Here is a 23,351-nt window from a genome sequence, read left to right on the forward strand (position 1 = left end):
CGGCGACTCCACCCGGCGCGTCCACCGATCGGGGCGTCATCGCGGCGAGCCTGTGCCACGCTGGCGGCATGGCGAACCTGACGACGCCCGGCGCTGCGGCCGGCACGACGGTCCTGGTGGTGGAGGACGAACCGGCGATCGCGCAGGCGATCGTGCACCGGCTCTCCGCGGAGGGCTGGACGGTGGAGTCGGTGGGCGACGGGCTCAGCGGGGTCAGCGCGGCGTCGCGGCTGCGCCCGGACGTGGTGGTGCTGGACGTCATGCTCCCCGGGATCGACGGTCTCGAGGTGTGCCGGCGCATCCAGGCCGAGCGCCCCGTCCCCGTGCTCATGCTCACCGCGCGCGACGACGAGACGGACATGCTGATCGGCCTCGGCGTCGGCGCCGACGACTACATGACCAAGCCGTTCTCGATGCGGGAGCTGGTGGCGCGGACCAAGGCGCTGCTGCGTCGCACCGAGCGCGCCACCCGGGCCGCCGAGATGGCCTCCGCCGAGCAGCCCGATCCCCCGTTGGTGCTGGGCGACGTCACGGTGGACCGGGCCCAGCGCCGGGTCCTGCGCGGCGAGACCGAGGTGCACCTGACCCCGACCGAGTTCGACCTGCTGCTCGCCCTCGCGGCGACGCCCCGCACGGTCCTCACGCGCGAGCGGCTGCTCGCGGAGGTCTGGGACTGGGTCGACGCCAGCGGCACCCGCACGGTCGACTCCCACATCAAGGCGCTGCGCCGCAAGCTCGGGCCGGACCTGATCCGCACGGTGCACGGCGTCGGCTACGCGTTCGAGCCGAACGACGGCACCGGTGACGCCGGCGGGGCGACGGTCCCCGAGGGCGCGTGAACGCACCCCGGCACGTCCGCGGCGAGTTCGCCCGCTCGCGGCTCCCGGACGTCCGGCCGCTCGACCGCCTGAGCTCGATCAAGATCAAGCTCGGCGTCCTCGTCGCGGCCACCGTCACGGCCGCCGCGTTCATCACGTGGTTCGGGCTGTACAACCACCTCGGCCCGTCGCGGACGCTCCCGATCGCGATCGTGGGGTCGCTCATCGTGACGCAGCTGCTGGCGCGGGGCATGACGTCGCCGCTGCGGGAGATGACCTACGCGGCCCGGCGGATGGCCTCCGGCGACTACAGCCGCCGGGTGCGGGCGACCAGCCTCGACGAGGTGGGGCAGCTGGCGGACGCGTTCAACACGATGGCCGACGACCTCGAGCAGGCCGACCTGTTCCGCCGCGAGCTCGTCGCCAACGTCTCGCACGAGCTGCGGACGCCCGTGACCGCGCTACAGGCGCAGCTGGAGAACATCGTCGACGGCGTGACCGAGGCGGATCCCGCCACCATGCAGGCCGCGCTGGCGCAGACCGAGCGTCTCGGCCGGCTCGTGACGTACCTGCTCGACCTGTCCCGGCTGGAGGCGGGCGACGTCCCGCTCGAGGTCGCCACCGTGCGCCTCCAGGACTTCCTCGAGGAGGCGGCGGAGGGCGCCATGCTCGTCGGCGCGACGAAGAGGCTGCGCTTTCCTGTGGTCGTCGAGCCCCCGGACCTCACGGTCCCGGCCGACCCGGACCGGCTGCACCAGGTGGTCGCGAACCTGCTGCACAACGCGGTCCGGCACTCCCCCGACGACGACGAGGTGCGGCTCGAGGCCTCCCGCGTAGGCACCGACGTACGCATCGACGTGGTCGACCACGGTCCGGGCATCGCGCGGGAGCAGCGGCCGCACGTCTTCGAGCGGTTCGTGCGGGGCAACACCCCCGCGCTCACGGGGCAGGTGTCGACGGGCGGCACGGGTCTGGGGCTCGCGATCGTCCGGTGGGCGGTCGAGCTGCACGGGGGCCGGATCGAGGTCGCGGACACCGAGGTCGGCTGCACGATGCGCGTCACGCTTCCCGCGACCAGCCCCGCGCCCGGCTGACGGGCGAGAACACTAGGGTCGGGCGCATGACGACCGACGGCACGATCCTCGTCGACCACCTCTCCAAGTCGTTCGGGCCCGTCCGCGCGGTCGACGACCTCTCGTTCCAGGTCGCTCCCGGTCGCGTCACCGGGTTCCTCGGACCGAACGGCGCCGGAAAGACCACCACGCTGCGCATGCTGCTCGGTCTGGTGCGGCCGACCTCGGGCGCCGCGACCATCGGCGGTCAGACGTACGGTCAGATCCGCCGCCCGCTGCGCACCGTCGGCGCCGCCCTCGAGGCCGCGAGCTTCCACCCCGGCCGCACGGCGCTCGACCACCTGCGGCTCTACACGCCGCAGGTCGGCGTCCCCGACGCGCGCGCGGCGCAGGTGCTCGAGCTCGTGGGCCTCTCGGAGGCCGCACACCGCCGGGTCGGCGGGTTCTCGCTCGGCATGCGGCAGCGCCTCGCACTGGCCACCACCCTGCTCGGCGACCCGCGCGTGCTCCTGCTCGACGAGCCCGCCAACGGCCTCGACCCCGAGGGGATCCGCTGGTTGCGCGGGTTCCTGCGCGCGCTGGCCGCCGAGGGTCGCACGGTCCTGGTGTCCAGCCACGTCCTGTCCGAGGTCGAGCAGACCGTGGACGACGTCGTGATCATCGCCCGCGGCCGGCTCGCGCACGCCTCCTCCCTGGCGGAGCTGGCCGGCATGGCCCGCGTCCAGGTGCGCGCGGTCTCCCCCGACGCGGCCGGGCTCGCCGCCCTGGTGGACCGGTCCGCGTGGACGCGCACGGACGCGGGCGACCCGCGGGTGGCGGACCTCTGGGACGTCGACGCCGCCACGGTCGGTGCCGCCGCGTTCGCCGCGGGCCTGGAGCTGCACGAGCTGAGCAGCCGGGACCCGGGACTGGAAGGGCTGTTCCTCCAGCTCGTCGGCGCCGTCGAGTCGGCGGTGGCCTGATGCGCGCCGCCCTGGTCACCGAGTACCGCAAGCTCGTCACCACGCGCCTGTGGTGGATCCTCCTGCTGGCCATGGCCGTCTACATGGCGTTCCTGGCCGCCGGCCTCGGCTGGGCCATCTCGCAGGGCGGGAACATGTCCAGCGGCACGGGTGGTGAGGAGGTGGTCCTGGCTCCCGACGCCGTCGTGCGGGCCGTCTACACGATCGCCGTGACGTTCGGCTACGTCTTCCCGCTGGTCGTCGGCGCGCTGGCCGTCGCGTCCGAGTTCCGGCACCAGACGATCACACCCACCCTGCTCGCGGAGCCACGCCGGACGGTGCTGGTGTCCGCCAAGGTGATCTCCGCGGGCGTCCTCGGCCTCGTCTACGGGCTCGTCGGCACGCTCGCCGCGGTCGGCGCCGGCGCCGCCGTGCTGACGCTGCTCGACAAGCCTACGTTCCTCGACCAGGCCTCGACGTGGCGGACGATCGGGCTGTCGGTGCTGGCGCTGGCCCTCTGGGCGATCGTCGGCGTCGGGTTCGGCTCGGTGCTCACCAACCAGGTCGCCGTGATCGTCGTCGTGCTGGCCTTCACGCAGTTCGTCGAGCCGGTCCTGCGGTTCGTGCTCGGTCTGACCAGCTGGGGTGCGGGGATCTCCGCGTACCTGCCGGGCGCGGCCGGGGAGGCGATCTCCGGCGGCAGCTTCTACTCCGAGACCGGCGTCGGCACCCTCCTGGAGTGGTGGCAGGGCGCCCTCGTGCTCCTCGCGTACGGCCTCGGGCTGGCGCTCGTGGGACGCCTGACCACGTTCCGCCGCGATATCACGTGACCGCGTGCACCCGCCCTGAGCGGGTGTGCACAAGCATGACCTCGCAGGGGTGCCGACAACCCCACCTTGAAGTCCCCCGAACTGGCACGTTGCCCCGTGTTGACCCGGGTGTGCTGACCAGGTGAAGACGGCTGCGGATCCGTCCCGAACAGCCGTCCTGAGGCGGGGCCGAGCGCTCGCAGGCCGTAGTGTTGTCATCAACAGAAGTCGCAACCCAACCAGCAAAGGCGCGGTCACGGACCGCAGCGGAAGTGGGCGATCCCAGCGTGACCCAGATGGCGGATCCTGACTCGACGCGTGCCGTTTTCGGCGCCAACGAGTGGCTCGTGGACGAGCTGTTCGAGCAGTACCAGAGGGACAAGAACTCGGTCGACCCGGCGTGGTGGGACTTCTTCGAGGGCTACAAGCCCGAGGACGGTTCCGCCAACGGCTCGGCTCCCGCTCCCGCAGCGGTGAACGGCAGCCCGGCGACGAAGCCGACGCCGGTCCAGGCCGCCCCGGCCCCCGCGCCGGCCGCACCCCCCGCGGCCCCCGCCGCGCCGGCCACCTTCGTCGAGCCGCCCGCGGTGACGTCGCCCATCGCCACCGCGCAGCCGGCCACCGCCCCCTACGCCCAGGTGGCGCAGCGCACCTCCGCCTCCGACGAGGCCGAGGCTGCCGACGACATCCAGAAGCTGCGCGGTCCCGCTGCTCGCGTGGTGACCAACATGGAGGCCTCCCTCGAGGTCCCGACGGCCACCTCGGTGCGCGCCATCCCGGCCAAGCTGATGGTCGACAACCGCATCGTCATCAACAACCACCTGGCTCGTGGTCGCGGCGGCAAGATCTCCTTCACGCACCTCATCGGCTTCGCGCTGGTGGAGGCGCTGGCGGAGATGCCGGCGATGAACACCTCCTACACGCTGCACGACGACAAGCCGAGCGTCCTGACGCCCGCGCACGTCAACGTGGGCATCGCGATCGACCTGGCCAAGCCCGACGGCACGCGCCAGCTGCTGGTCCCCTCGATCAAGAAGTCCGACACCCTCGACTTCGCCGGGTTCTGGACCGCCTACGAGGACGTCGTCCGCCGTGCGCGCGGCAACAAGCTCACGGTCGAGGACTTCGCGGGGACCACGATCTCGCTGACCAACCCGGGCACCATCGGCACGGTCCACTCGGTCCCCCGCCTGATGCAGGGCCAGGGCACCATCATCGGCGTCGGTGCCATGGACTACCCCGCGGAGTTCGCGGGAACGTCCGAGGACGCGCTGAACAAGATGGGCGTCTCCAAGGTGCTGACGCTCACCTCGACGTACGACCACCGGATCATCCAGGGCGCCCAGTCCGGCGACTTCCTGCGGATCATCGGCCGCAAGCTGCTCGGCGAGGACGGGTTCTACGACCGCGTGTTCGCGTCGCTGCGCGTGCCGTACGAGCCGGTCCGCTGGGTGCGCGAGGCCGCCGACCCCGACGCCGAGGCCATCAAGCCCGCCCGCATCGCGGAGCTCATCCACTCCTACCGGTCGCGCGGCCACCTCATGGCCGACACCGACCCCCTGGCCTACCGCCAGCGCAAGCACCCCGACCTGGACGTGCAGACCCACGGGCTCACGCTCTGGGACCTGGACCGCCAGTTCCCCACGGGCGGCTTCACCGGCAAGCCCCGCGCCAAGCTGCGCGAGGTCCTGGGCCTGCTGCGCGACTCGTACTGCCGCACCGTGGGCAGCGAGTACATGCACCTGCAGGACCCGCGCCAGCGCAAGTGGCTCCAGGAGCGCCTGGAGTCCGGCTACGCCCGCACGCCCCGCGAGGACCAGCTGCGCATCCTGCGCCGCCTGAACGCGGCGGAGGCCTTCGAGACCTTCCTGCAGACCAAGTACGTCGGCCAGAAGCGGTTCTCGCTCGAGGGTGGCGAGTCGGTCATCGCCCTGCTCGACGCGATCCTGTCCAAGGCCGCCAACAACGGTCTCGACGAGGTCGGCATCGGCATGGCCCACCGCGGCCGGCTGAACATCCTGGCCAACATCGCCGGCAAGTCCTACGCGCAGATCTTCCGCGAGTTCGAGGGCAACCAGGACCCCAAGTCGGTCCAGGGCTCGGGCGACGTCAAGTACCACCTGGGCACCGAGGGCACGTTCACCGCCGAGTCCGGCGCGACGACCGCGGTGTACCTGGCGGCCAACCCGTCGCACCTCGAGGCGGTCGACCCGGTGCTCGAGGGCATCGTGCGCGCCAAGCAGGACCGCATCGACCTCGGTGGCGACGGCTTCTCCGTGCTCCCGATCCTCATCCACGGTGACGCGGCGTTCGCGGGCCAGGGCGTGGTGTTCGAGACCCTCAACCTGGCGCAGCTGCGCGGGTACCGCACCGGCGGCACCATCCACGTGATCATCAACAACCAGGTCGGCTTCACCACCGGGCCGTCGTCGTCACGCTCGTCGCAGTACGCGACCGACGTGGCCAAGGGCCTCCAGGTGCCGATCTTCCACGTCAACGGGGACGACCCCGAGGCGTGCGTGCGGGTGGCCGAGCTGGCGTTCGAGTACCGCGAGCAGTTCGACCGCGACGTCATCATCGACATGGTCTGCTACCGCCGCCGCGGTCACAACGAGGGCGACGACCCCTCGATGACGCAACCGCTGATGTACAACCTCATCGAGGCCAAGCGCTCGGTCCGCAAGCTCTACACCGAGACGCTGGTGGCGCGCGGGGACCTCACGATCGCCGACGCCGAGCAGGCGCTGCAGGACTACCAGTCGCAGCTGGAGCGGGTGTTCACGGAGACGCGTGAGGACGGGTACCTGCCCGCCCCTCCGGAGGCCGAGGCCGTCAAGGGCCTGGAGCGACCGGAGTCGCAGCTCGAGGACGCCGGCGTCATGGTCGGCTGGAAGACCGCCGTCGACGCGGGGACGCTGGAGCGCATCGGACGCGCGCACGTGCGCCCGCCGGAGGGCTTCACCGTCCACCCCAAGCTGGCGCAGCTGCTGGCCAAGCGCGAGGCGATGACCCGCGAGGGCGGCATCGACTGGGGCTACGGCGAGCTGCTGGCGTTCGGCTCGCTGCTGGTCGAGGGCACGCCGGTCCGGCTCGCCGGGCAGGACTCGCGGCGCGGGACGTTCGTGCAGCGGCACGCGGTCATGCACGACCGCGAGACCGGTGCCGAGTGGACTCCCCTGCTCTACCTGTCGGCGGACCAGGCGAAGTTCTGGGTCTACGACTCCTCGCTCTCGGAGTACGCCGCGCTCGGGTTCGAGTACGGCTACTCGGTCGAGCGTCCCGACGCCCTGGTGCTCTGGGAGGCGCAGTTCGGCGACTTCGTCAACGGGGCGCAGACGATCATCGACGAGTTCATCTCGTCGGCCGAGCAGAAGTGGGCGCAGCGGTCGTCGGTCGTCCTGCTCCTGCCGCACGGGTACGAGGGCCAGGGGCCGGACCACTCGTCGGCGCGCATCGAGCGGTTCCTGCAGCTCGCGGCCGAGGACAACATGACGATCGCGCAGCCGTCGACCCCCGCGTCGCACTTCCACCTGCTGCGTCGTCAGGCCTACGCCCGGCCGCGTCGCCCGCTCGTGGTGTTCACGCCGAAGTCGATGCTGCGCCTGAAGTCGGCGTCCTCGGACGTGCAGGACTTCACGACCGGCACGTTCCGCACGGTCATCGGTGACGAGCTCGCGGCCGCCAAGGCCGGGCAGGTCACCCGCGTGCTGCTCTGCTCGGGCAAGGTCTACTGGGACCTGCTCGCGCACCGCGTGAAGACGGGCGACGAGCACACGGCCATCGTCCGGCTGGAGCAGCTGTACCCGCTCGACGCGGAGGCGGTCCGCGCCGCGGTCGCACCGTTCGACGGGGCCGACCTGGTGTGGGTGCAGGACGAGCCGCGCAACCAAGGCCCGTGGACGTTCCTGTCCATGCACCTGCCGCAGCTGCTGAGCCGCACGCTCCGGGTGGTGTCCCGCAAGGAGTCGGCGTCGCCGGCTGCCGGGTCCGCCAAGAAGCACCAGGCCCAGCAGGCCCACCTCGTCGAGACGGCCTTCGAGCGCTGACCTCTGGCCGACCGAGAGCCGCACCCCCGCCGGGGTGCGGCTCTCGTCGTCTCAGCCGACCGGTGCGGGGGCGAACGTGCGGCGGTACGCCTGCGGGCTGGTGCCGAGCGTCCGGGCGAAGTGGTGCCGGAGCACCGCGGCGGTGCCGAACCCGCACAGCCGGGCGATCTCCTCGATGCTCGCGTCGGAGCGTTCGAGCATCTCCTGCGCCCGGACCACGCGCTGCCGGGTGACCCACGCGGCGGGCGTCGTCCCCGTCTCGGCCCGGAACCGGCGGGCGAACGTCCGCTCGGAGACGAACGCGCGGGCGGCCAGGTCCGGCACGCTGAGCTCCTCCTCGAGGTTCTCCATCATCCACGCGAGCAGCGGGGCCAGCGTGTCGGCGTCGCAGGGCAGCGGGGTGTCGACGTACTGCGCCTGTCCGCCGTCACGGTGCGGGGGGACGACCATCCGACGGGCGATCGCCGACGCCGCCGCGGCGCCGAGCTCGCGGCGGACCAGGTGCAGGCAGGCGTCGATGCCGGCGGCCGTGCCGGCGCTGGTGATGACGTGCTCGTCGTCGACGTAGAGGACGGCGGGGTTGAGCCGCGCCTGCGGGAACCTCCGGCTCATCTCCTCGGTGTACATCCAGTGCGTCGTGCACTGGCGTCCGTCGAGCAGGCCGGCGTAGCCGAGCGCGAACGACCCGCTGCAGATGCTGAGCACCCAGGCACCGCGCTCGTGCGCCGCCCGCAGGGCGTCGAGCACCACCTCGGGCACGTCGTCGGTGTCCCCGTAGGCAGGGACGATCACGAGGTCGACGTCGCGCGTGGCCTCCAGGCCGTGCTCCACGACGATGGAGTACCCGGCCCCCTTCGTCGGCACGATGCCGGGTTCGATGCCGCAGATGGTGAAGTCGAACGCCGGCCCGCCGGTGTCGCGGCGGTCGATGCCGAAGACCTCGCAGGCGACCCCGAGCTCGAAGGGGGCGACGTTCGGCAGGGCGATGGCGGCCACGGATCGGAGCATGTCGCCAGCATCGGCACGGAGTGGCGGAATGTCAACGGTAGGCGTCAGTTCTGCCACTCGTGGCGCGTTCTGCCCGGGCGGAGACTTTCTGCCATGACCACCGTATGGATCGTCCTCGCACTCGCCAGCGCGGCCTGGCTGGTCGCCCGTCTGGTCGTCGCGCTCCGGCGCGACGGCCTGGGCAGCAGCACGCCGCCCGCCTCCCACGCCGACTGGTCGGACATGACGTCCGGCCTGCCGAGCCACCCGTACCGCAGCGCCTGACACCCTCCCCCCCGCTCGCGACAGGCCCGCCGATGAACCGGCGGGCGCTGCCGCCGCCTGAGACACTGTGCGGCGACGGCCGTCGCACGACGGGTCGGACGGCGAGAGGTGAGGCGTGTGGGCGAGCTGCCGCTGAGGCTGGCGGTGGTCGGCGACGAGCTCGTGGCCGGCGCGGGCGACCCCAAGGGGCTCGGCTGGGTCGGGCGCGTGACCGCCAGGACCCCCACCCCGGAGCCGCTCACCGTGCTGACGCTCGCGGTCCCCGGCGAGACGAGCACCGCCCTGGGCGCCCGGTGGGACGAGGAGGTCACTCGTCGCCTGTCCCCCGAGGCCGACAACCGGCTCGTCGTCGCGCTCGGCCGGGCGGACGTCGCCGCCGGCCTCTCGCTCGCGCGCAGCCGGCTCAACCTCGCCAACATCCTCGACGTCGCGGACCAGCGGCGGATCCCCGCGTTCGTCGTCGGCCCACCCCCGGGCGGCACCGCCGACGCGGACAAGCTGGCCGACCTCTCAGCCGCGTACGCGGATGTGGCGACCCGGCGTCGGGTGCCCTTCGTCGACATGTACACGCCCCTGGCCGCCCACGACCAGTGGCTGGGCGACCTCGCCGCAGGCGACGGGATCCTGCCAGGACAGGCCGGGTACGGCCTGATGGCCTGGCTGGTCCTGCACACCGGCTGGCACTCCTGGCTCGGCCTGCCCGACGACGGCGCCTGACAGCCAGCGGACCCAGAGCGTCATCTCAGCGTGCCACGCACGGCGGTCAGCGCGGAGTCCAGCACCGTCCGCAGGGTGTCGAGCGTGAGCTGCTCGACTGCTCCGCGCGCGTCGGCCCGGCGCAGGTCGGCGCGGATCTCGTCGCGGAACCGCTGGATCATCGCCTCGGCGTCCTTGGACCGGACGTGCGACGCGAGCCGCGAGTCGTCCGGCACGTCGGTCGTGGGGTGCGGGACGGCCGCGGCGCGGGCCTGCTGGGCGGCCGCGGCGAGGTCGGCGCGCAGGCCGCGCATGGACCCCCGCACGTCCTCGCGCACCTGGGCGGCACGCTCCCGGACCGACTCCGCGATCCCCTCCTCGAGGTGGCCCAGCTCGGCACGACGCGCGTTGAGCTCGGCATAGCCGGCTTCGGTGAGCGCGTACGTGCTCTTGCGCTCCTCGTCGACCCGCTGGACCAGGCCCTCCTCCTCGAGGCGGGCGAGCCGGGGGTAGACCGTGCCGGGGCTCGGCCGGTAGGTGCCCCCGAAGCGGTCCGAGAGCGCCGTGATGAGCTCGTAGCCGTGCTTGGGGCCGCTCTCCAGGAGCGACAGCAGGTAGAGGCGCAGCTGTCCGTGCGCGAAGACGGGCGCCATCATCACGCGACCCCGGTCCCTGCGCCGCGCAGCACCGTGAGATGCCCGGAGACGGTGGTCGACGAGACGAAGCAGGCGCCGTCGCCCGTGCGGAGGTCGACCTTCCGGTGCCCCGGTGACGTGCCCTTGTACTCCTCGCCGTCCACGACGAGCCGCCCGGAGACGGACTGGCCCTTCACCTGGACGCCCTTGCCCGCGGGCAGGCGGACCGTGACGTCGCCGGAGACCGTCGTCGCCGTCACGCTCGAGGTCCCGGACGTCACGTCCAGGGTCAGCGAGCCGGACACCGAGTTGGCCTGGACGAGGCTCAGCTCCCCCGAGGCCGCGAGCTCGCCCGAGACCGAGTTGAGCTTGAGGTCGCCACGGTGGTTGCGCACGACGATCTCGCCCGAGACGGTGTTGGCACCCAGGCGGCCGACGGTGCCGTCGGTGATGAGCGTGCCCGAGACGGTGGACACCGAGGCGTCCTCCGCCACGCCGGCGAGCAGGCCGTCGGCGCTCACGGTGCCGACCTTGGCACGGATGCCCCGCGGGATCGCGATGTGCACGTCCGCACGGTCCTTGCCGCGGAAGTTCCGGAACTTCTCCAGGAACCCGTCCCAGCCGCCCAGCGTGAACTGGTAGCCGACCCGGAGCTCTCCGTCGGACAGGCTGACCTCCAGGGGCCGCCCGTCGACGTCGTGCACCTCGATCCGCGCGCCGGGCCCGTCGTGCGCGACGACGTCGACACGGCCGCCCACCAGCTGCACCCGGAGGTCCGTGACGGACTCGATCTCGATGATCTGCGGGCCGGCGACGACCCAGGACTCGCTTGCCATGATGCTCTCCATTCGCGATATATCTCGTTCCGACAGACACGTTATATCGCGTTGGGCGTCGCCGCAAGATCTCGAGTCATATCGCGTCTTCCGCACGACAAGACGAGCCCGTGACCACACGGGTCACGGGCTCGTCGAGTGGAGGGTTCAGGACACGAGGCCGGCCTGCCGCAGCTCGACCGTGAGGTCGTGCGGGCTGGTCGACGCCGAGAGCGCCTCGTCGTAGGTGATGATGTCGTCGCGGACCAGCTGGAACAGGTGCTGGTCGAACGTCTGCATCTTGTAGAAGTCGCCCTCCCGGATCAGGTCGATCAGGGGCGGGGCGTCCTCCGGGTCCAGGATCGCGTCGCGGGTGCGGCCGGTGTTGACCATGACCTCGATGGCCGGACGACGGCCGGTGCCGTTGGCCAGCCGCACCAGGCGCTGGGACACGATCCCGCGCAGCGCCTGGGCCAGCGCGATGCGGACCTGCTTCTGCTCGTGCGGCGGGAAGAAGTCGATGATGCGGTTGATGGTCTCGGCCGCGTCGATGGTGTGCAGCGTGGACAGGACCAGGTGGCCGGTCTCGGCGGCGGACAGGGCCGCGCGGACGGTCTCGACGTCACGCATCTCGCCGACCAGGATCACGTCCGGGTCCTGACGCATCGCGGCGCGCAGCGCGACCGTGAAGTCGGCCGTGTCCTGGCGCACCTCGCGCTGGGACACGATCGACTTCTTGTCCTGGTGCAGGATCTCGATCGGGTCCTCGATGGTGACGATGTTGACCTCGCGCAGCGTGTTGATGAGGTCGACCATCGACGCCAGGGTCGTCGTCTTGCCGGAGCCGGTCGGACCGGTCACCAGCACGAGCCCGCGGGGCTCCAGCGCCAGCTCGCCGATGACCTCGGGCAGGGACAGCTCGGCCAGCGCCTGGGCGCCGACGGCCACCCGGCGAAAGACCAGGCCGTACGTGCCGCGCGCCTGGTAGGCGTTGACGCGGAACCGCCCGACGCCGGACACGGAGTACGCGAAGTCGGCCTCCTTGTGCTCGCGGAAGGTGTCCACCAGGTCGTCGGGCAGGACCTCCTCGAGCATGCGCTCGGTGTCCGCCGGCTTGAGGTCGGGGACCTGCAGCTTGCGCAGCCGGCCGTCGACGCGCACGCGGGGCGCGGAACCGACCTTGCAGTGCAGGTCGGATCCGCCCGTGCTCGCGAGGGCGTGCAGGAACGGGATCACGGACTGTGTCGGGTGGCTCACGCTCTGGATATCGGACGCGAGGGCCGCGCACTTGAGGGCACGTGAGATGTGGGACCATGGAGCGAGTCCGGCGTGCAGCACGGGCGCCGTCAACCGAGGAGATCCCATGAGCAAGCGAGGCCGCAAGCGCCGCTCCCGCAAGGGCAGCGCAGCGAACCACGGCAACCGTCCCAACGCCTGAGCGTTGGCAGACAGGTAGTCAGAAGGCCCGGGCAGCATCGCTGCACCGGGCCTTCGTCTCTCTGCGGACGCTCAGTCGAGCGTGACCCGCATGACGGTGAGCTGCTCGTGGATCTTCAGCCGCAGGTGCTCCGGGGCCGCCTCCTGGCAGCCGCGCTTCACGATCGTCTTCACCACGACGTCGACGTCGTACTCCTCGAGGCAGCCCTCGCACTCGGCCAGGTGCGCCCGGACCGTCTCGGCGTCGGGCGCCCCGAGCTCGGCGTCCAGGTACTCCCACAGCCGGTCGAGCGCGTCCGCGCAGTTGTTGCCGCAGTTGCCTGCCGACAGGTCACTCTCGTTCATCGTTCGCCCTCCGGCACGGTGGGGGCCACCGCGACCAGGCCACGCCCGCGGGCGTAGTCCGACAGCAGGTCGCGCAGCTGTGCGCGGCCGCGGTGCAACCGGGACATCACCGTCCCGATCGGCGTCCCCATGATCTCGGCGATCTCCTTGTACGCGAAGCCCTCGACGTCGGCGAGGTACACCGCGATCCGGAACTCCTCCGGCAGGCGCTGCAGCGCGTCCTTGACGTCGGAGTCCGGGAGGTGGTCGAGCGCCTCGGCCTCGGCAGACCGAAGGCCCCTCGACGTGTGCGACTCGGCGCGGGCCAGCTGCCAGTCCTCGATCTCCTCGGAGCGTGACTGCTGCGGCTCGCGCTGCTTCTTGCGGTACGAGTTGATGTACGTGTTGGTGAGGATGCGGTACAGCCACGCCTTGAGGTTGGTGCCCGGGCGGTACTGGTGGAACGCGGCGAACGCCTTGGCGAACGTCTCCTGCACCAGGTCCTCGGCGTCGGCCGGGTTGCGCGTCATCCGCAGGGCAGCACCGTAGAGCTGGTCCAGGTAGACCAGCGCCTCGGCCTCGAACCTCTCGGTCCGTGCAGCGTCGCCCTCGGACTCGGGCGCGCGGTTCGTGTCCTCGCTCATCGCGGACGAGCCTAGTCCCGGAGTCTGAGGACCACCGACCGGGGTGGGCCACGCCACATTCACCCCGGCGGACTGCATCTGCGCGGACCTCTGGGCGGGAATGGTGTCTACGGGGACACCGATCGCCCACCCGGTCACGGGCGCCGTCGCAGGTCGCGTGTCGGTAGAGCAGGTCATGGTGGGCACAACGGCACGGAGACGCGCGCCATTCCCACCCGTGCCAACCACCGGACCGCGCACTAGGTTGGCGGCATGACGACGACCGCCGCGGACTCCACCTTCCTGCGCCTGCTCCGCGAGCAGATCGGCCACGAGTTCGACGCCCACCAGCAGTACGTGGCGATCGCCGTGTGGTTCGACGGGCAGGACCTCCCCCAGCTGGCGCGGCACTACTACCGGCAGGCGATCGAGGAGCGCAACCACGCCCTGATGATCGTGCAGTACCTGCTGGACCGGGACCTCCCGGTGGCGATCCCCGCCGGCAGCCCCGTGCGCAACGACTTCACCCAGGTCACCGAGCCGATCGGCCTGGCGCTCCAGCAGGAGAAGCAGGTCACCTCGCAGATCGAGGCGATCTTCGCGGCTGCCCGCGCGGAGGGCGACGCCCTGGGCGAGCAGTTCCTGCTCTGGTTCCTCAAGGAGCAGGTGGAGGAGGTCGCCTCCGCGACCACGCTGCTCACGGTCGCCACGCGTGCCGGCGACAACCTGTTCGACCTCGAGAACTACGTCGCCCGCGAGCAGATCGGCGACGGTGGCGAGTCCGCCGACGCGCCGTCCGCCGCCGGCGGCGCCCTGTAGGAGGAGCTGCCGTGCTGCTGCGCCGAATCGCGCGTCCCCTGTTCGCCTCGTGGTTCGTCACCGAGGGCCTCGACGTCGTCCGGCACCCCGCCGCGCACGCGGCCGACGCCCGCGGGGCGCTGACGACGCTGCGCCGCCGGCTCCCCGAGCCCGCGCTGAACGGCCCTGCGGGCGAGGTGCTGGGACGTGAGCTCAGCGACCGTCAGCTGACCACGATCGTCCAGGCGCACGGTGCCGCGCTGGCCGCGGCCGGGGTGCTGCTCGCGGTCGGCAAGGCTCCGCGCACGGCCGCGCTCGCGCTCGCGGCGCTGACGGCTCCGCTCGTCCTGCTCAACCTGCCGACCAAGCGCGTCAAGGGCGAGGACCCGCTGCTGCGGCGCGCCCGCCGGGACAAGCTCGTGCGCGCTCTCGCGTTCACGGGCGGCGCCCTGATCGCCGGGGTCGACCTCGAGGGCCGTCCCGGGATCAGCTGGCGCGTGCAGAAGGCCCGCAGCGAGCACGCGGCGGCGAAGGCGTCCGACTGAGAGGGCCTGAGACGCTCACAGCGCTCGTCGGCACCCCGGATAGCCTGGGTGCCATGGACCTGTGGACCGCACCGCTCGCCGACGCCCCGCTGGACGCGCTCGTCGAGGTGCCCGGCTCCAAGTCGCTGACCAACCGCTACCTGGTCCTCGCCGCGCTCGCCGGCTCCACCGGCCGCCTGCGCGGTGCGCTGCGGTCCCGCGACACGCGTCTGATGGCGGCCGCGCTCGCCAGCCTGGGCGCGCGGATCGACGAGGACGGCAGCGACTGGGTGGTCACGCCCGGCCCGGTCCAGGGGTCGACCGCCGTGCACTGCGGGCTCGCGGGGACGGTCATGCGGTTCCTGCCCGCCGTCGCGGCACTCGCGGACGGCCCGGTCCGGTTCGACGGCGACGACTCCGCGCTGGCCCGGCCGATGGGCCCCGTGCTCACGGCGCTGCGCACCCTGGGCGTGCGCGTCGAGGAGCACGGCGAGGCCGGGCACCTGCCGTTCACCGTGCACGGCCACGGCTCCGTGCTCGGGGGTCAGGTCGACGTGGACGCGTCCGCGTCCAGCCAGTTCGTCTCCGGGCTGCTGCTCGCCGCCGCGCGGTTCGAGCGCGGGCTGACCCTGCGGCACACCGGCCGGACGCTGCCGAGCCTGCCGCACATCGAGATGACCGTCGCCCTGCTGCGCGAGGCCGGGGTGCACGTGGACGACTCCCGCCCCGCGATCTGGCAGGTGGCGCCGGGTCCGATCGCCGGGCGCGACGTGCGCGTGGAGCCGGACCTGTCCAACGCAGCGCCGTTCCTGTGCGCGGCCCTCGTGGCCGGCGGGACCGTGCGCGTGCCGGGCTGGCCGACGCAGACGACGCAGCCGGGGGGCCTGCTGCCGGGGATCCTCGAGCGGATGGGCGCCACCACGCGGCTCGACGGTGACGTGCTGAGCGTCACCGGCACCGGCGTGATCCGCGGCGTCGACCTGGACCTGCACGCGGCCGGCGAGATCGCGCCGACCATCGCCGGGCTCGCCACGCTGGCCGACTCCCCCACGCGGCTGCGGGGCATCGCCCACCTGCGCGGGCACGAGACCGACCGGCTCGCCGCGCTGGCCGCCGAGATCACCCGGCTGGGCGGCCAGGCGGAGCAGACGTCGGACGGGCTGGTCATCACCCCACGCCCGCTGTCGGGCGGCACCTGGCACACCTACGAGGACCACCGGATGGCCACCGCGGGCGCGCTGATCGGGCTGCGGGTCCCGGGCGTGGAGGTCGAGGACGTCGCGACGACCGCCAAGACGCTCCCCGACTTCGTGGGGCTCTGGGGCGGCATGCTCGGATCGGCCGTGCTGGCCTGATGGGAGCCCGGCGCTACGACGAGCGGGACGTCCGCATCCGTCCCGGTCGCGGCTCGCGCCCGCGGACCAAGCAGCGTCCCGAGCACGCCGACGCCGAGGTGGCCCTGGTCACCGCCGTCGACCGCGGGCGCTACGCGATCCTCGTCGACCCCGACGGTCCCGACGAGCGCGTGGCGATCGCGATGAAGGCCCGGGAGCTCGGCCGCGACCGAGTGGTGCCGGGTGACCGGGTGGACATCGTCGGTGACACGTCCGGCGACGACGGCTCCCTGTCCCGGATCGTGCGGATCGGTGAGCGCCGGACGGTCCTGCGCCGGACCGCGGACGACACCGACCCGATCGAGCGGATCATCGTCGCGAACGCGGACCAGCTGGTGATCGTCACCGCGCTGGCCGATCCCGAGCCCCGCACGCGCATGATCGACCGCTGCGTCGCCGCGGCCTACGACGCACGCATGGACGCCCTGCTGGCCCTGACCAAGGCGGACCTGGCGGATCCGGCGGAGCTGGTCGGGATGTACGCGCCGATCGGGGTCGAGGTGGTGGTGACCAGCGCGGAGAAGTCCGTCGGCGGCCGGATCATCCACGGGCTCGACGACGTGCGCGCGGCCCTGGAGGGCAAGACCTCCGTGCTGGTCGGGCACTCCGGCGTCGGCAAGTCGACGCTGGTGAACGCTCTGGTGCCGGGCACCTACCGCGCGGTGGGCGTCGTGAACGACGTCACGGGCCGCGGGCGGCACACGTCGAGCTCCGCGGTGGCGCTGCGCGTGCCGGGGACCTCCACACCCACGTGGGTCATCGACACCCCGGGGGTGCGGTCGTTCGGGCTCGCGCACGTGGATCCGCAGCACCTGCTGGGCGCATTCGCGGACCTCGCGGAGGTGGCCGAGGAGTGTCCGCGCGGGTGCACGCACGCGGACGACGCCCCGGACTGCGCGCTCGACGAGTGGGTCGATGCCTCCCCCGACGACGTGACCCGCGCAGCCCGGGCGGCCCGCGTCGAGTCCTTCCGTCGCCTCCTGGCCAGCCGGCTCGGCAGCGGCGAACCGGACAACCGGGAGCCCGCACGTCCCTGACGTGCACCGACGAACCACTACCGTGTCGGGCATGAGCCTGCGACCCGGGTACGACGACGACCTGCGCCTCGCCCACGTGATCGCGGACCAGGTCGACTCGATCACCATGGCGCGGTTCAAGTCGCAGGACCTGCGGGTGGAGACGAAGCCCGATCTGACTCCGGTCACCGACGCCGACAAGTCCGCCGAGGAGATCGTCCGCGGGCAGCTGTCCCGGGCGCGGCCGCGGGACGCGGTGCACGGCGAGGAGATGGGCGACACCGGCCACGGGCCGCGGCGCTGGGTCATCGACCCGATCGACGGGACCAAGAACTTCGTCCGCGGGGTGCCGGTGTGGGCCACGCTCATCGGGCTGCTGGACGGCGACCAGGTCGTCGTCGGGCTCGTCAGCGCACCCGCGCTCGGCCGGCGCTGGTGGGCGGCGCAGGGCAACGGCGCGTGGACCGGGAAGTCCCTGGCCGCCGCCAGCCAGCTGCACGTGTCCCAGGTCGACCGGCTCGAGGACGCCTCGCTGTCCTACTCGTCGCTGAGCGGCTGGGAGGAGCGCGGGCAGCTCGACGCGTTCCTGAACCTGACCCGGCGGACCTGGCGCACCCGCGCGTACGGCGACTTCTGGTCGCACGTGCTCGTCGCGGAGGGCGCGGTGGACCTGTCGGCGGAGCCGGAGCTGTCGCTGCACGACATGGCGGCCCTGGTCCCCATCGTCACCGAGGCCGGCGGCACGTTCACCTCGATCCGCGGGGTGCCCGGGCCGTTCGGCGGGTCCGCGCTGGTGTCCAACGGACGGCTCCACCAGGCGGCCCTCGAGTACCTGGACCCGCTGCCGGAGGCGTGACCCCGCCTGTCGCGGCACGATCGGTGGCATGAGCACCGACGACCGCGACGACCGCGCCGCCTCGTTCGACCGAGCCGCGACCGTCTACCAGGCCACCCGGCCCGGCTACCCGGACGAGGCCGTCCGATGGGCGGTCCCCCGGACCGCCCGGGACGTCCTCGACCTCGCCGCCGGGACCGGCAAGCTCACCGAGCGGCTCGTCGCGCTGGGGTGGCGCGTCGTCGCGGTGGAGCCGTCGGACGCGATGCGGGCGGAGCTGACGGCCGCGCTGCCGGACGTCGAGGCGCTGCCCGGGACGGCCGAGCACCTCGGCCTGCCGGACGCGTCCGTGGACGCCGTCACCATCGCGCAGGCGTGGCACTGGGTGGATCCGCCCGCGGCCTCAGCCGAGATCGCCCGTGTCCTGCGCCCGGGCGGCTCCGTGGCCCCGATCTGGAACGTGCGCGACCAGGACACCGACTGGGTGGCGCGCTGGACGGAGATCGTGCACCGCGGGGACAGCCTCGACACCAGCTACCGCGACCCGGTGCTGGGCGACGCGTTCACCGAGCCGGAGCACGCCACGTTCCCCTGGACCCAGCGCCTGCGCGCCGCGGACCTGCGCACCCTCGCCGCCAGCCGCAGCCACCTGATCCTGCTGCCCGCCGACGAGCGCGACGAGCTGCTGGACGCGGTCGACGAGCTGGTCGCCACCCACCCGGACCTGCGTGGACGCGAGTGGATCGAGGTGCCGTACCGGACCGAGTGCTACCGAGCGTTGCTGCGGTAGGCCATGATCTCCGCGTGCCCCTCTTCGAACGCCGCCCTGGCATCGTGCTCCCCGACGACCAGGTGACCGCGCAGGTCGGCGCACTGTGCGCGGACCTGGTGTCGCGGCTGTTCGGCGTCGCCACGGTCGAGCTCGTGCTGGACGAGGCACCCCGGCCGGCGAGCGGAGCGTGGATCACGCCCTACGCGGTCGGCGCGGTCGGGGTGAGCTGGGAGCAGTTCGACGACTTCCTCGTCGCCGGCATCCACGGGTGCGAGCCGTGGGAGCTTCCACGGACGACGGCGGGCGTCGCGACGGTGAAAGCAGTGGTCGACGCTGCGGTCACGGGCGCCGTCGAGGTGGGCACCGGCCGCGGCCAGACCCACTACCGCGTGCGCCTGCCCGATGGCTCGGTGCTCGAAGCCGCACGGTCGAGCTTCAAGGGATGGCTCCTGACCATGCCGGGAAAGCCGCGCCTGGTGTGGAGCACGACCGCGCCGTACGCCTAGATCCCGAGCACGCGCGGGAGCTCGGCGAGCGACGCGACGACCCGCACACCGGCCTGCCGCGCGACTGCGAGATCGTCCGGCGACACCGGGAGCCGCCTCTCGCCCGGACGGTCCAGCCAGACGCCCACCAGACCGGCCGCGACCGCCGCCCGGGCGTCGACGTCGAGCTCGTCGCCGACGTACGCCGTCCTCGTCGGGTCGGTGCCGAGCCGGCGGCACGCCTCGACGAACACGCGCGGGTCGGGCTTCCCGAAGCCGAGGGTGTCGACTCCGACCAGCATCGGCACGCGCTCCAGCAGAGCCGTGCGGTCGAGCTTGCGCGTCTGGTACGAGACCGCCGCGTTGGACAGGGCGCCGACGGCGAGGCCGGCCTCGAGCAGGCGGTCCACGACCGCGTCCACGTCCGGGTGCGCCGACCACGCACCCGAGAACTCGGCCTCGAACGTCTCGTCCCAGCGCGCGAAGCCGTCGGCGTCGAGCGCCGGCCCGCCGAAGCGCTCGTGCAGCTCGTTGGCGCGGGCCATCCGCTGCTCGGTGTAGCCGACCTCGCCGCGCGTGTACGCCGCGTAGTGGCCGCCGACGTCCGCACGCCACACCGTCACCAGCTCGGCGTGCCGGTCCGCGGGCAGGTCGGGCAGGTAGCGGCGGGCGACGCCGGACAGCGCGTGGCCGAACGCACCGCGCGTGTCGACCAGCGTGTCGTCGATGTCGAAGAGGACCCCGTCGACGCGCATCACAGGGTGGTGCGCAGGGCGGCGATCCGCGCGAGCGTGGACTCCTTGCCCAGGATCTCCATCGACTCGAACAGGGGCGGGGACACACGACGTCCGGACAGTGCGACGCGCAGCGGGGTGAACGCGAAGCGCGGCTTGATGCCGAGCCCGTCCACCAGCGCCGCCTGCAGAGCCTCCTGGGTGCTGGTCGTCGTGAACTCCGCGAGGGCCCCGAGCGCGGCCGCGGCGGCGTCGAGGACGGCCGGGGACTCCTCGCGCAGGGCACCGCGGGCGTCGTCGGCGATCTCGAGGGCGTCGTCCGCGACGAACAGGAACCCGAGCATGCCCTCGGCCTCACCCAGCAACGTGATGCGCTCCTGGATGAGGGGCGCGCCCGCGTCGAGGAGGGCACGGTGCTCCGGCGAGAGGTCCGCGTACGAGTCGGTGGGCACCAGGCCGGCCCGGTGCAGGTACGGCACCAGCCGGTCGCGGAAGTCCTCGGGCGCCAGCAGCCGCACGTGCGCGGAATTGATCGCCTCGGCCTTCTTCACGTCGAACCGCGCCGGGTTGGGGTTGACGTCCGCGGCGTCGAACGCGGCCGTCATCTCCTCCATCGAGAAGATGTCGCGGTCCGGGCCGATCGACCAGCCGAGCAGCGCCAGGTAGTTGAGCAGGCCCTCGGGCGTGAAGCCGCGGTCGCGGTGCAGGAAGAGGTTGGACTCGGGGTCACGCTTGGACAGCTTCTTGTTGCCCTCGCCCAGCACCGACGGCAGGTGCCCGAACACCGGCGCGCCGGAGCCGACGCCGATCGACTGCAGCGCCTGGTAGAGCGCGATCTGCCGCGGCGTCGACGACAGCAGGTCCTCGCCGCGCAGCACGTGCGTGATGCCCATGAGGGCGTCGTCCACCGGGTTGACCAGCGTGTACAGGGGCTGGCCGTTGGCGCGGACGATGACGAAGTCCGGCACCGAGCCCGCCTTGAACGTCACCTCGCCGCGCACCAGGTCGTCGAAGGACAGGTCCGCGTCGGGCATCCGCAGGCGCAGGACCGGCTCGCGGCCCTCGGCCCGGAACGCGGCCTTCTGCTCGTCGGTCAGGTCGCGGTCCACACCGTCGTAGCCGAGCTTCGGGTCCCGGCCGGCCGCCTTGTGGCGGGACTCGATCTCCTCCGGCGTGGAGAACGACTCGTACGCGTGGCCGCCCTCGACAAGTCGGCGGGCGACGTCCGCGTACAGGTCCATCCGCTGCGACTGCCGGTACGGCTCGTGGGGGCCGCCGACCTCGACGCCCTCGTCCCAGTCCAGGCCGAGCCAGCGCAGGGCGTCCAGCAGCTGCAGGTACGACTCCTGCGAGTCGCGCGCCGCGTCCGTGTCCTCGATGCGGAACACGAAGGTGCCGCCCGTGTGGCGCGCGTACGCCCAGTTGAACAGCGCCGTGCGGATGAGGCCGACGTGCGGCGTCCCGGTGGGCGAGGGGCAGAAGCGGACACGCACAGCAGAGCTGGTGGGAGAAGTCACGGCCTCAAGGTTAGTGGCGGCGCAGCACGGGGTTGCGCAGCACGCTCGTCTTTCCGCCGCAGCCGGCGTGGAGAGTCAGTGGCGGCGCAGCACCGGGTTGCGCAGCACCCCGATGTCCTCGACCTCGACCTCCACGATGTCCCGGTCCACGATCGGGCTCACGCCGGCCGGTGTGCCGGTGAGGATGAGGTCACCGGGCAGGAGCGTGAACACCTCGGACACGTACGAGACGAGGTAGGCGGCGTCGAAGATCATCTGCGACGTGCGGCCGTCCTGCTTGGTCTCGCCGTTGACGCGGGCGCGGACGTACAGGTCGTCGACGTCGAGCCCGGGCACGATCCAGGGACCGATCGGGCAGGAGCCGTCGAAGCCCTTGGCCCGCGTCCACTGCGGGTCGGCCTTCTGCACGTCGCGCGCGGTGACGTCGTTGGCCACGGTGTAGCCGAACACGTGGTCGAGGGCACGGTCCGGTGCGACGTCCTTGGTGACCTTGCCGATCACGATGGCCAGCTCGGCCTCGTGCTCGACATGCTCGGTCCAGTCGGGCAGGACGATCGGGTCGTCGGGGCCGATCACCGAGGTGTTGGGCTTGAGGAACAGCAGCGGGGCGGGCGGGAGCTCGTTGCCCATCTCGGCGGCGTGCGCGGCGTAGTTGCGGCCCACCCCGATGATCTTGGAGCGTGGGATGACCGGCGCCAGCAGGCGGACGCTGTCGTCGTCGAGCCGGATCTGCTCGCCCGTGGGCTGCACCGGCGTGTAGAGCGGGTCTCCCGTGATGACCACGAGCTCCTCGGAGCCGGGTGCTCCGTCGATCAGGGCGTAGCGGGGGTCTCCCCCGGTGGTGAACCTTGCGATGCGCACGTCTCAACCCTAGTTCAGGCGCGAGCGAGCACCTCGCCGTGCAGCACCGCGAACCAGCCGTCGGGCTGCGTGCCCCACTCGCGCCAGGCGTCGGCCAGCAGCTCGAGGCCGACCTCGTCGGCCAGCCCGTGGGCGATGGCCTGCGCGGCGAAGTTCGAGGCCACGGAGCGGTCCGCCCACAGCCCGGCCCACCACGTGCGGTCCTCCGGCGTGGCGTAGCACCAGACCCCGGCGCTGGGCACGATCCCTGCCGGGTCGAAGCCGGCCTCGCGGACCCAGGACAGCAACTTGCGACCGGCGTTGGCGTCGGCCTCGTTGGCCTGCGTGACCTCGTGGTAGAGCGCGAGCCACTCGTCCAGCCCCTGCGACTCCGGGTACCAGGTCATGCCGGAGTAGTCGGCGTCGCGGAGCGCGACGATGCCGCCGGGCCGGGTCACGCGACGCATCTCCCGCAGCGCGGCGATCGGGTCGGTGAGGTGCTGGAGCACCTGGTGGGCGTGCACGACGTCGAACGCGTCGTCCTCGAACGGCAGGCCGTAGGCGTCGGCCACCTGGAACGTCACGTTGTCCGCGCCCGCGTCCGCCGCGGCCTTCTGGGCGATCTCGACGACGGCCGCGGAGGAGTCGACGCCGACGACCGCGCCGGGCTCGAGCCGCGCCGCCAGGTCGATGGTCACCGAGCCCGGACCGCACCCCACGTCGAGCAGACGCGTCCCGGGGACGAGGGCCGGCAGCAGGTACGCGGCGGAGTTCTCGGCGGTGCGCCAGCGGTGCGAGCGCAGCACGGACTCGTGGTGCCCGTGGGTGTACACGTCGGGGTGCGTCGGGGAGTTCACATCTGAGGGTAATCACCCGAGAGCCCAACAGTTCAATAACCGGGACGAACCGTTTCGACATGCGAGATTCCGGGGCTCGCTAGCATCCGT

At 72.4% G+C, this 23,351-nt stretch carries 25 protein-coding genes; 15 read left to right on the forward strand and 10 right to left on the reverse strand.

Annotated features, from left to right (window positions below; genetic code table 11):
• The first annotated feature begins 68 nt into the window (after positions 1-68).
• The 5 genes from ASD18_RS19930 to ASD18_RS19950 all read left to right on the forward strand — a co-directional run bounded on the left by ASD18_RS19930 (position 69) and on the right by ASD18_RS19950 (position 7,687).
• Positions 69-839: a response regulator transcription factor gene (locus tag ASD18_RS19930; protein WP_056096704.1), complete on the forward strand. Its 771-nt coding sequence runs from the start codon at positions 69-71 to the stop codon at positions 837-839.
• Positions 836-1,912, forward strand: a complete 1,077-nt coding sequence (locus tag ASD18_RS19935) for a cell wall metabolism sensor histidine kinase WalK (RefSeq protein ID WP_056096707.1) — start codon at positions 836-838, stop codon at positions 1,910-1,912. The genes ASD18_RS19930 and ASD18_RS19935 overlap by 4 nt, the downstream gene beginning before the upstream one ends.
• Before the next feature lie 26 nt (positions 1,913-1,938).
• The gene (locus ASD18_RS19940; protein WP_056096710.1) at positions 1,939-2,853 is read left to right on the forward strand and encodes an ABC transporter ATP-binding protein; all 915 of its coding nucleotides are present in this window, start codon (positions 1,939-1,941) and stop codon (positions 2,851-2,853) included.
• Positions 2,853-3,662 (forward strand): ABC transporter permease, encoded by an 810-nt coding sequence (locus tag ASD18_RS19945; protein ID WP_056096713.1) that lies wholly within the window; start codon positions 2,853-2,855, stop codon positions 3,660-3,662. Before ASD18_RS19940 ends, ASD18_RS19945 begins: the two co-directional genes overlap by 1 nt.
• Before the next feature lie 275 nt (positions 3,663-3,937).
• Positions 3,938-7,687, forward strand: coding sequence for a multifunctional oxoglutarate decarboxylase/oxoglutarate dehydrogenase thiamine pyrophosphate-binding subunit/dihydrolipoyllysine-residue succinyltransferase subunit (locus tag ASD18_RS19950; RefSeq protein ID WP_056096716.1), 3,750 nt, complete (start codon positions 3,938-3,940; stop codon positions 7,685-7,687).
• Positions 7,688-7,738: 51 nt separating this feature from the next.
• On the opposite strand, the gene ASD18_RS19955 is transcribed toward ASD18_RS19950, so the two are convergent.
• A complete protein-coding gene (locus tag ASD18_RS19955) occupies positions 7,739-8,695 on the reverse strand; it encodes a GlxA family transcriptional regulator (RefSeq protein WP_056096720.1) in 957 nt (318 codons plus the stop codon).
• A gap of 93 nt (positions 8,696-8,788) precedes the next feature.
• On the opposite strand from ASD18_RS19955, the gene ASD18_RS21125 reads away from it, so the two are divergent.
• A complete protein-coding gene (locus ASD18_RS21125) occupies positions 8,789-8,959 on the forward strand; it encodes a hypothetical protein (protein WP_156388115.1) in 171 nt (56 codons plus the stop codon).
• Positions 8,960-9,076: 117 nt separating this feature from the next.
• Positions 9,077-9,676, forward strand: coding sequence for a GDSL-type esterase/lipase family protein (locus ASD18_RS19960; protein WP_056096722.1), 600 nt, complete (start codon positions 9,077-9,079; stop codon positions 9,674-9,676).
• A gap of 20 nt (positions 9,677-9,696) precedes the next feature.
• Here ASD18_RS19960 and ASD18_RS19965 read toward each other — a convergent pair whose 3' ends face one another.
• The 3 genes from ASD18_RS19965 to ASD18_RS19975 all read right to left on the reverse strand — a co-directional run bounded on the left by ASD18_RS19965 (position 9,697) and on the right by ASD18_RS19975 (position 12,362).
• Positions 9,697-10,311 carry a PadR family transcriptional regulator gene (locus ASD18_RS19965; protein ID WP_082574333.1) on the reverse strand — a complete coding sequence of 205 codons (615 nt, stop codon included), beginning with the start codon at positions 10,309-10,311 and terminating at the stop codon, positions 9,697-9,699.
• A complete protein-coding gene (locus ASD18_RS19970) occupies positions 10,311-11,126 on the reverse strand; it encodes a DUF4097 family beta strand repeat-containing protein (protein WP_056097070.1) in 816 nt (271 codons plus the stop codon). The genes ASD18_RS19965 and ASD18_RS19970 overlap by 1 nt, the downstream gene beginning before the upstream one ends.
• A gap of 147 nt (positions 11,127-11,273) precedes the next feature.
• Positions 11,274-12,362: a type IV pilus twitching motility protein PilT gene (locus ASD18_RS19975; protein WP_056097073.1), complete on the reverse strand. Its 1,089-nt coding sequence runs from the start codon at positions 12,360-12,362 to the stop codon at positions 11,274-11,276.
• A 106-nt stretch (positions 12,363-12,468) separates the two neighbouring features.
• On the opposite strand from ASD18_RS19975, the gene ASD18_RS21880 reads away from it, so the two are divergent.
• Positions 12,469-12,543 (forward strand): 50S ribosomal protein bL37, encoded by a 75-nt coding sequence (locus tag ASD18_RS21880; RefSeq protein WP_155859599.1) that lies wholly within the window; start codon positions 12,469-12,471, stop codon positions 12,541-12,543.
• A gap of 71 nt (positions 12,544-12,614) precedes the next feature.
• Here the strand turns inward: ASD18_RS21880 and rsrA are convergent, their stop codons facing one another.
• Both rsrA and ASD18_RS19985 read right to left on the reverse strand, forming a co-directional pair.
• Entirely contained in the window at positions 12,615-12,887 is a 273-nt protein-coding gene (rsrA, locus tag ASD18_RS19980) for a mycothiol system anti-sigma-R factor (protein ID WP_056096731.1), read from the reverse strand.
• Positions 12,884-13,588: a sigma-70 family RNA polymerase sigma factor gene (locus tag ASD18_RS19985; RefSeq protein WP_304438226.1), complete on the reverse strand. Its 705-nt coding sequence runs from the start codon at positions 13,586-13,588 to the stop codon at positions 12,884-12,886. The genes rsrA and ASD18_RS19985 overlap by 4 nt, the downstream gene beginning before the upstream one ends.
• Before the next feature lie 174 nt (positions 13,589-13,762).
• Between ASD18_RS19985 and ASD18_RS19990 the strand changes: the two genes are divergently transcribed.
• The 7 genes from ASD18_RS19990 to ASD18_RS20020 are packed head-to-tail and all read left to right on the forward strand — an operon-like array spanning position 13,763 to position 19,334.
• Positions 13,763-14,308, forward strand: a complete 546-nt coding sequence (locus ASD18_RS19990) for a ferritin (RefSeq protein WP_056096737.1) — start codon at positions 13,763-13,765, stop codon at positions 14,306-14,308.
• An 11-nt stretch (positions 14,309-14,319) separates the two neighbouring features.
• Entirely contained in the window at positions 14,320-14,832 is a 513-nt protein-coding gene (locus tag ASD18_RS19995) for a hypothetical protein (protein WP_056096740.1), read from the forward strand.
• Between the two features lie 53 nt (positions 14,833-14,885).
• Positions 14,886-16,166 carry a 3-phosphoshikimate 1-carboxyvinyltransferase gene (aroA, locus tag ASD18_RS20000; protein WP_056096743.1) on the forward strand — a complete coding sequence of 427 codons (1,281 nt, stop codon included), beginning with the start codon at positions 14,886-14,888 and terminating at the stop codon, positions 16,164-16,166.
• On the forward strand, positions 16,166-17,242 hold the full coding sequence (gene rsgA / locus ASD18_RS20005) for a ribosome small subunit-dependent GTPase A (RefSeq protein ID WP_056096745.1): 1,077 nt from the start codon (positions 16,166-16,168) through the stop codon (positions 17,240-17,242). The genes aroA and rsgA overlap by 1 nt, the downstream gene beginning before the upstream one ends.
• A 31-nt stretch (positions 17,243-17,273) precedes the next feature.
• Positions 17,274-18,077: a histidinol-phosphatase gene (gene hisN / locus ASD18_RS20010; RefSeq protein ID WP_056096748.1), complete on the forward strand. Its 804-nt coding sequence runs from the start codon at positions 17,274-17,276 to the stop codon at positions 18,075-18,077.
• 28 nt (positions 18,078-18,105) lie between these two features.
• Positions 18,106-18,846 carry a class I SAM-dependent methyltransferase gene (locus tag ASD18_RS20015; protein WP_056096751.1) on the forward strand — a complete coding sequence of 247 codons (741 nt, stop codon included), beginning with the start codon at positions 18,106-18,108 and terminating at the stop codon, positions 18,844-18,846.
• 14 nt (positions 18,847-18,860) lie between these two features.
• Positions 18,861-19,334: a hypothetical protein gene (locus ASD18_RS20020; RefSeq protein ID WP_056096754.1), complete on the forward strand. Its 474-nt coding sequence runs from the start codon at positions 18,861-18,863 to the stop codon at positions 19,332-19,334.
• On the opposite strand, the gene ASD18_RS20025 is transcribed toward ASD18_RS20020, so the two are convergent.
• From ASD18_RS20025 to ASD18_RS20040, 4 genes are all read right to left on the reverse strand, one after another.
• The gene (locus tag ASD18_RS20025) at positions 19,331-20,068 is read right to left on the reverse strand and encodes an HAD family hydrolase (protein WP_056096759.1); all 738 of its coding nucleotides are present in this window, start codon (positions 20,066-20,068) and stop codon (positions 19,331-19,333) included. The two genes, ASD18_RS20020 and ASD18_RS20025, sit on opposite strands and share 4 nt — an antisense overlap.
• A complete protein-coding gene (gene gltX, locus ASD18_RS20030) occupies positions 20,068-21,564 on the reverse strand; it encodes a glutamate--tRNA ligase (protein WP_056096762.1) in 1,497 nt (498 codons plus the stop codon). Before gltX ends, ASD18_RS20025 begins: the two co-directional genes overlap by 1 nt.
• A 75-nt stretch (positions 21,565-21,639) precedes the next feature.
• Complete coding sequence (locus ASD18_RS20035) at positions 21,640-22,425, reverse strand: fumarylacetoacetate hydrolase family protein (protein WP_056096764.1); 786 nt, start codon at positions 22,423-22,425, stop codon at positions 21,640-21,642.
• 14 nt (positions 22,426-22,439) lie between these two features.
• Positions 22,440-23,261 carry a methyltransferase domain-containing protein gene (locus ASD18_RS20040; RefSeq protein ID WP_056096767.1) on the reverse strand — a complete coding sequence of 274 codons (822 nt, stop codon included), beginning with the start codon at positions 23,259-23,261 and terminating at the stop codon, positions 22,440-22,442.
• Positions 23,262-23,351 lie beyond the last annotated feature (90 nt).

Origin of the sequence: Cellulomonas sp. Root137, from assembly GCF_001426725.1 — a bacterium.
Lineage (GTDB): Bacteria > Actinomycetota > Actinomycetes > Actinomycetales > Cellulomonadaceae > Cellulomonas.

Coding starts and splice junctions, on each gene's coding strand:
- ASD18_RS19950 (WP_056096716.1), top strand. CDS start 3,938: ATGGCGGATCCTGACTCGACGCGTGCCGTTTTCGGCGCCAACGAGTGG.
- ASD18_RS19985 (WP_304438226.1), bottom strand. CDS start 13,588: ATGCAGTCCGCCGGGGTGAATGTGGCGTGGCCCACCCCGGTCGGTGGT.
- ASD18_RS19955 (WP_056096720.1), bottom strand. CDS start 8,695: ATGCTCCGATCCGTGGCCGCCATCGCCCTGCCGAACGTCGCCCCCTTC.
- ASD18_RS19990 (WP_056096737.1), top strand. CDS start 13,763: ATGACGACGACCGCCGCGGACTCCACCTTCCTGCGCCTGCTCCGCGAG.
- ASD18_RS19940 (WP_056096710.1), top strand. CDS start 1,939: ATGACGACCGACGGCACGATCCTCGTCGACCACCTCTCCAAGTCGTTC.
- ASD18_RS19965 (WP_082574333.1), bottom strand. CDS start 10,311: ATGATGGCGCCCGTCTTCGCGCACGGACAGCTGCGCCTCTACCTGCTG.
- ASD18_RS19930 (WP_056096704.1), top strand. CDS start 69: ATGGCGAACCTGACGACGCCCGGCGCTGCGGCCGGCACGACGGTCCTG.
- hisN (WP_056096748.1), top strand. CDS start 17,274: ATGAGCCTGCGACCCGGGTACGACGACGACCTGCGCCTCGCCCACGTG.
- rsrA (WP_056096731.1), bottom strand. CDS start 12,887: ATGAACGAGAGTGACCTGTCGGCAGGCAACTGCGGCAACAACTGCGCG.
- ASD18_RS19945 (WP_056096713.1), top strand. CDS start 2,853: ATGCGCGCCGCCCTGGTCACCGAGTACCGCAAGCTCGTCACCACGCGC.
- ASD18_RS19970 (WP_056097070.1), bottom strand. CDS start 11,126: ATGGCAAGCGAGTCCTGGGTCGTCGCCGGCCCGCAGATCATCGAGATC.
- ASD18_RS21125 (WP_156388115.1), top strand. CDS start 8,789: ATGACCACCGTATGGATCGTCCTCGCACTCGCCAGCGCGGCCTGGCTG.
- aroA (WP_056096743.1), top strand. CDS start 14,886: ATGGACCTGTGGACCGCACCGCTCGCCGACGCCCCGCTGGACGCGCTC.
- rsgA (WP_056096745.1), top strand. CDS start 16,166: ATGGGAGCCCGGCGCTACGACGAGCGGGACGTCCGCATCCGTCCCGGT.
- ASD18_RS20015 (WP_056096751.1), top strand. CDS start 18,106: ATGAGCACCGACGACCGCGACGACCGCGCCGCCTCGTTCGACCGAGCC.
- ASD18_RS20025 (WP_056096759.1), bottom strand. CDS start 20,068: ATGCGCGTCGACGGGGTCCTCTTCGACATCGACGACACGCTGGTCGAC.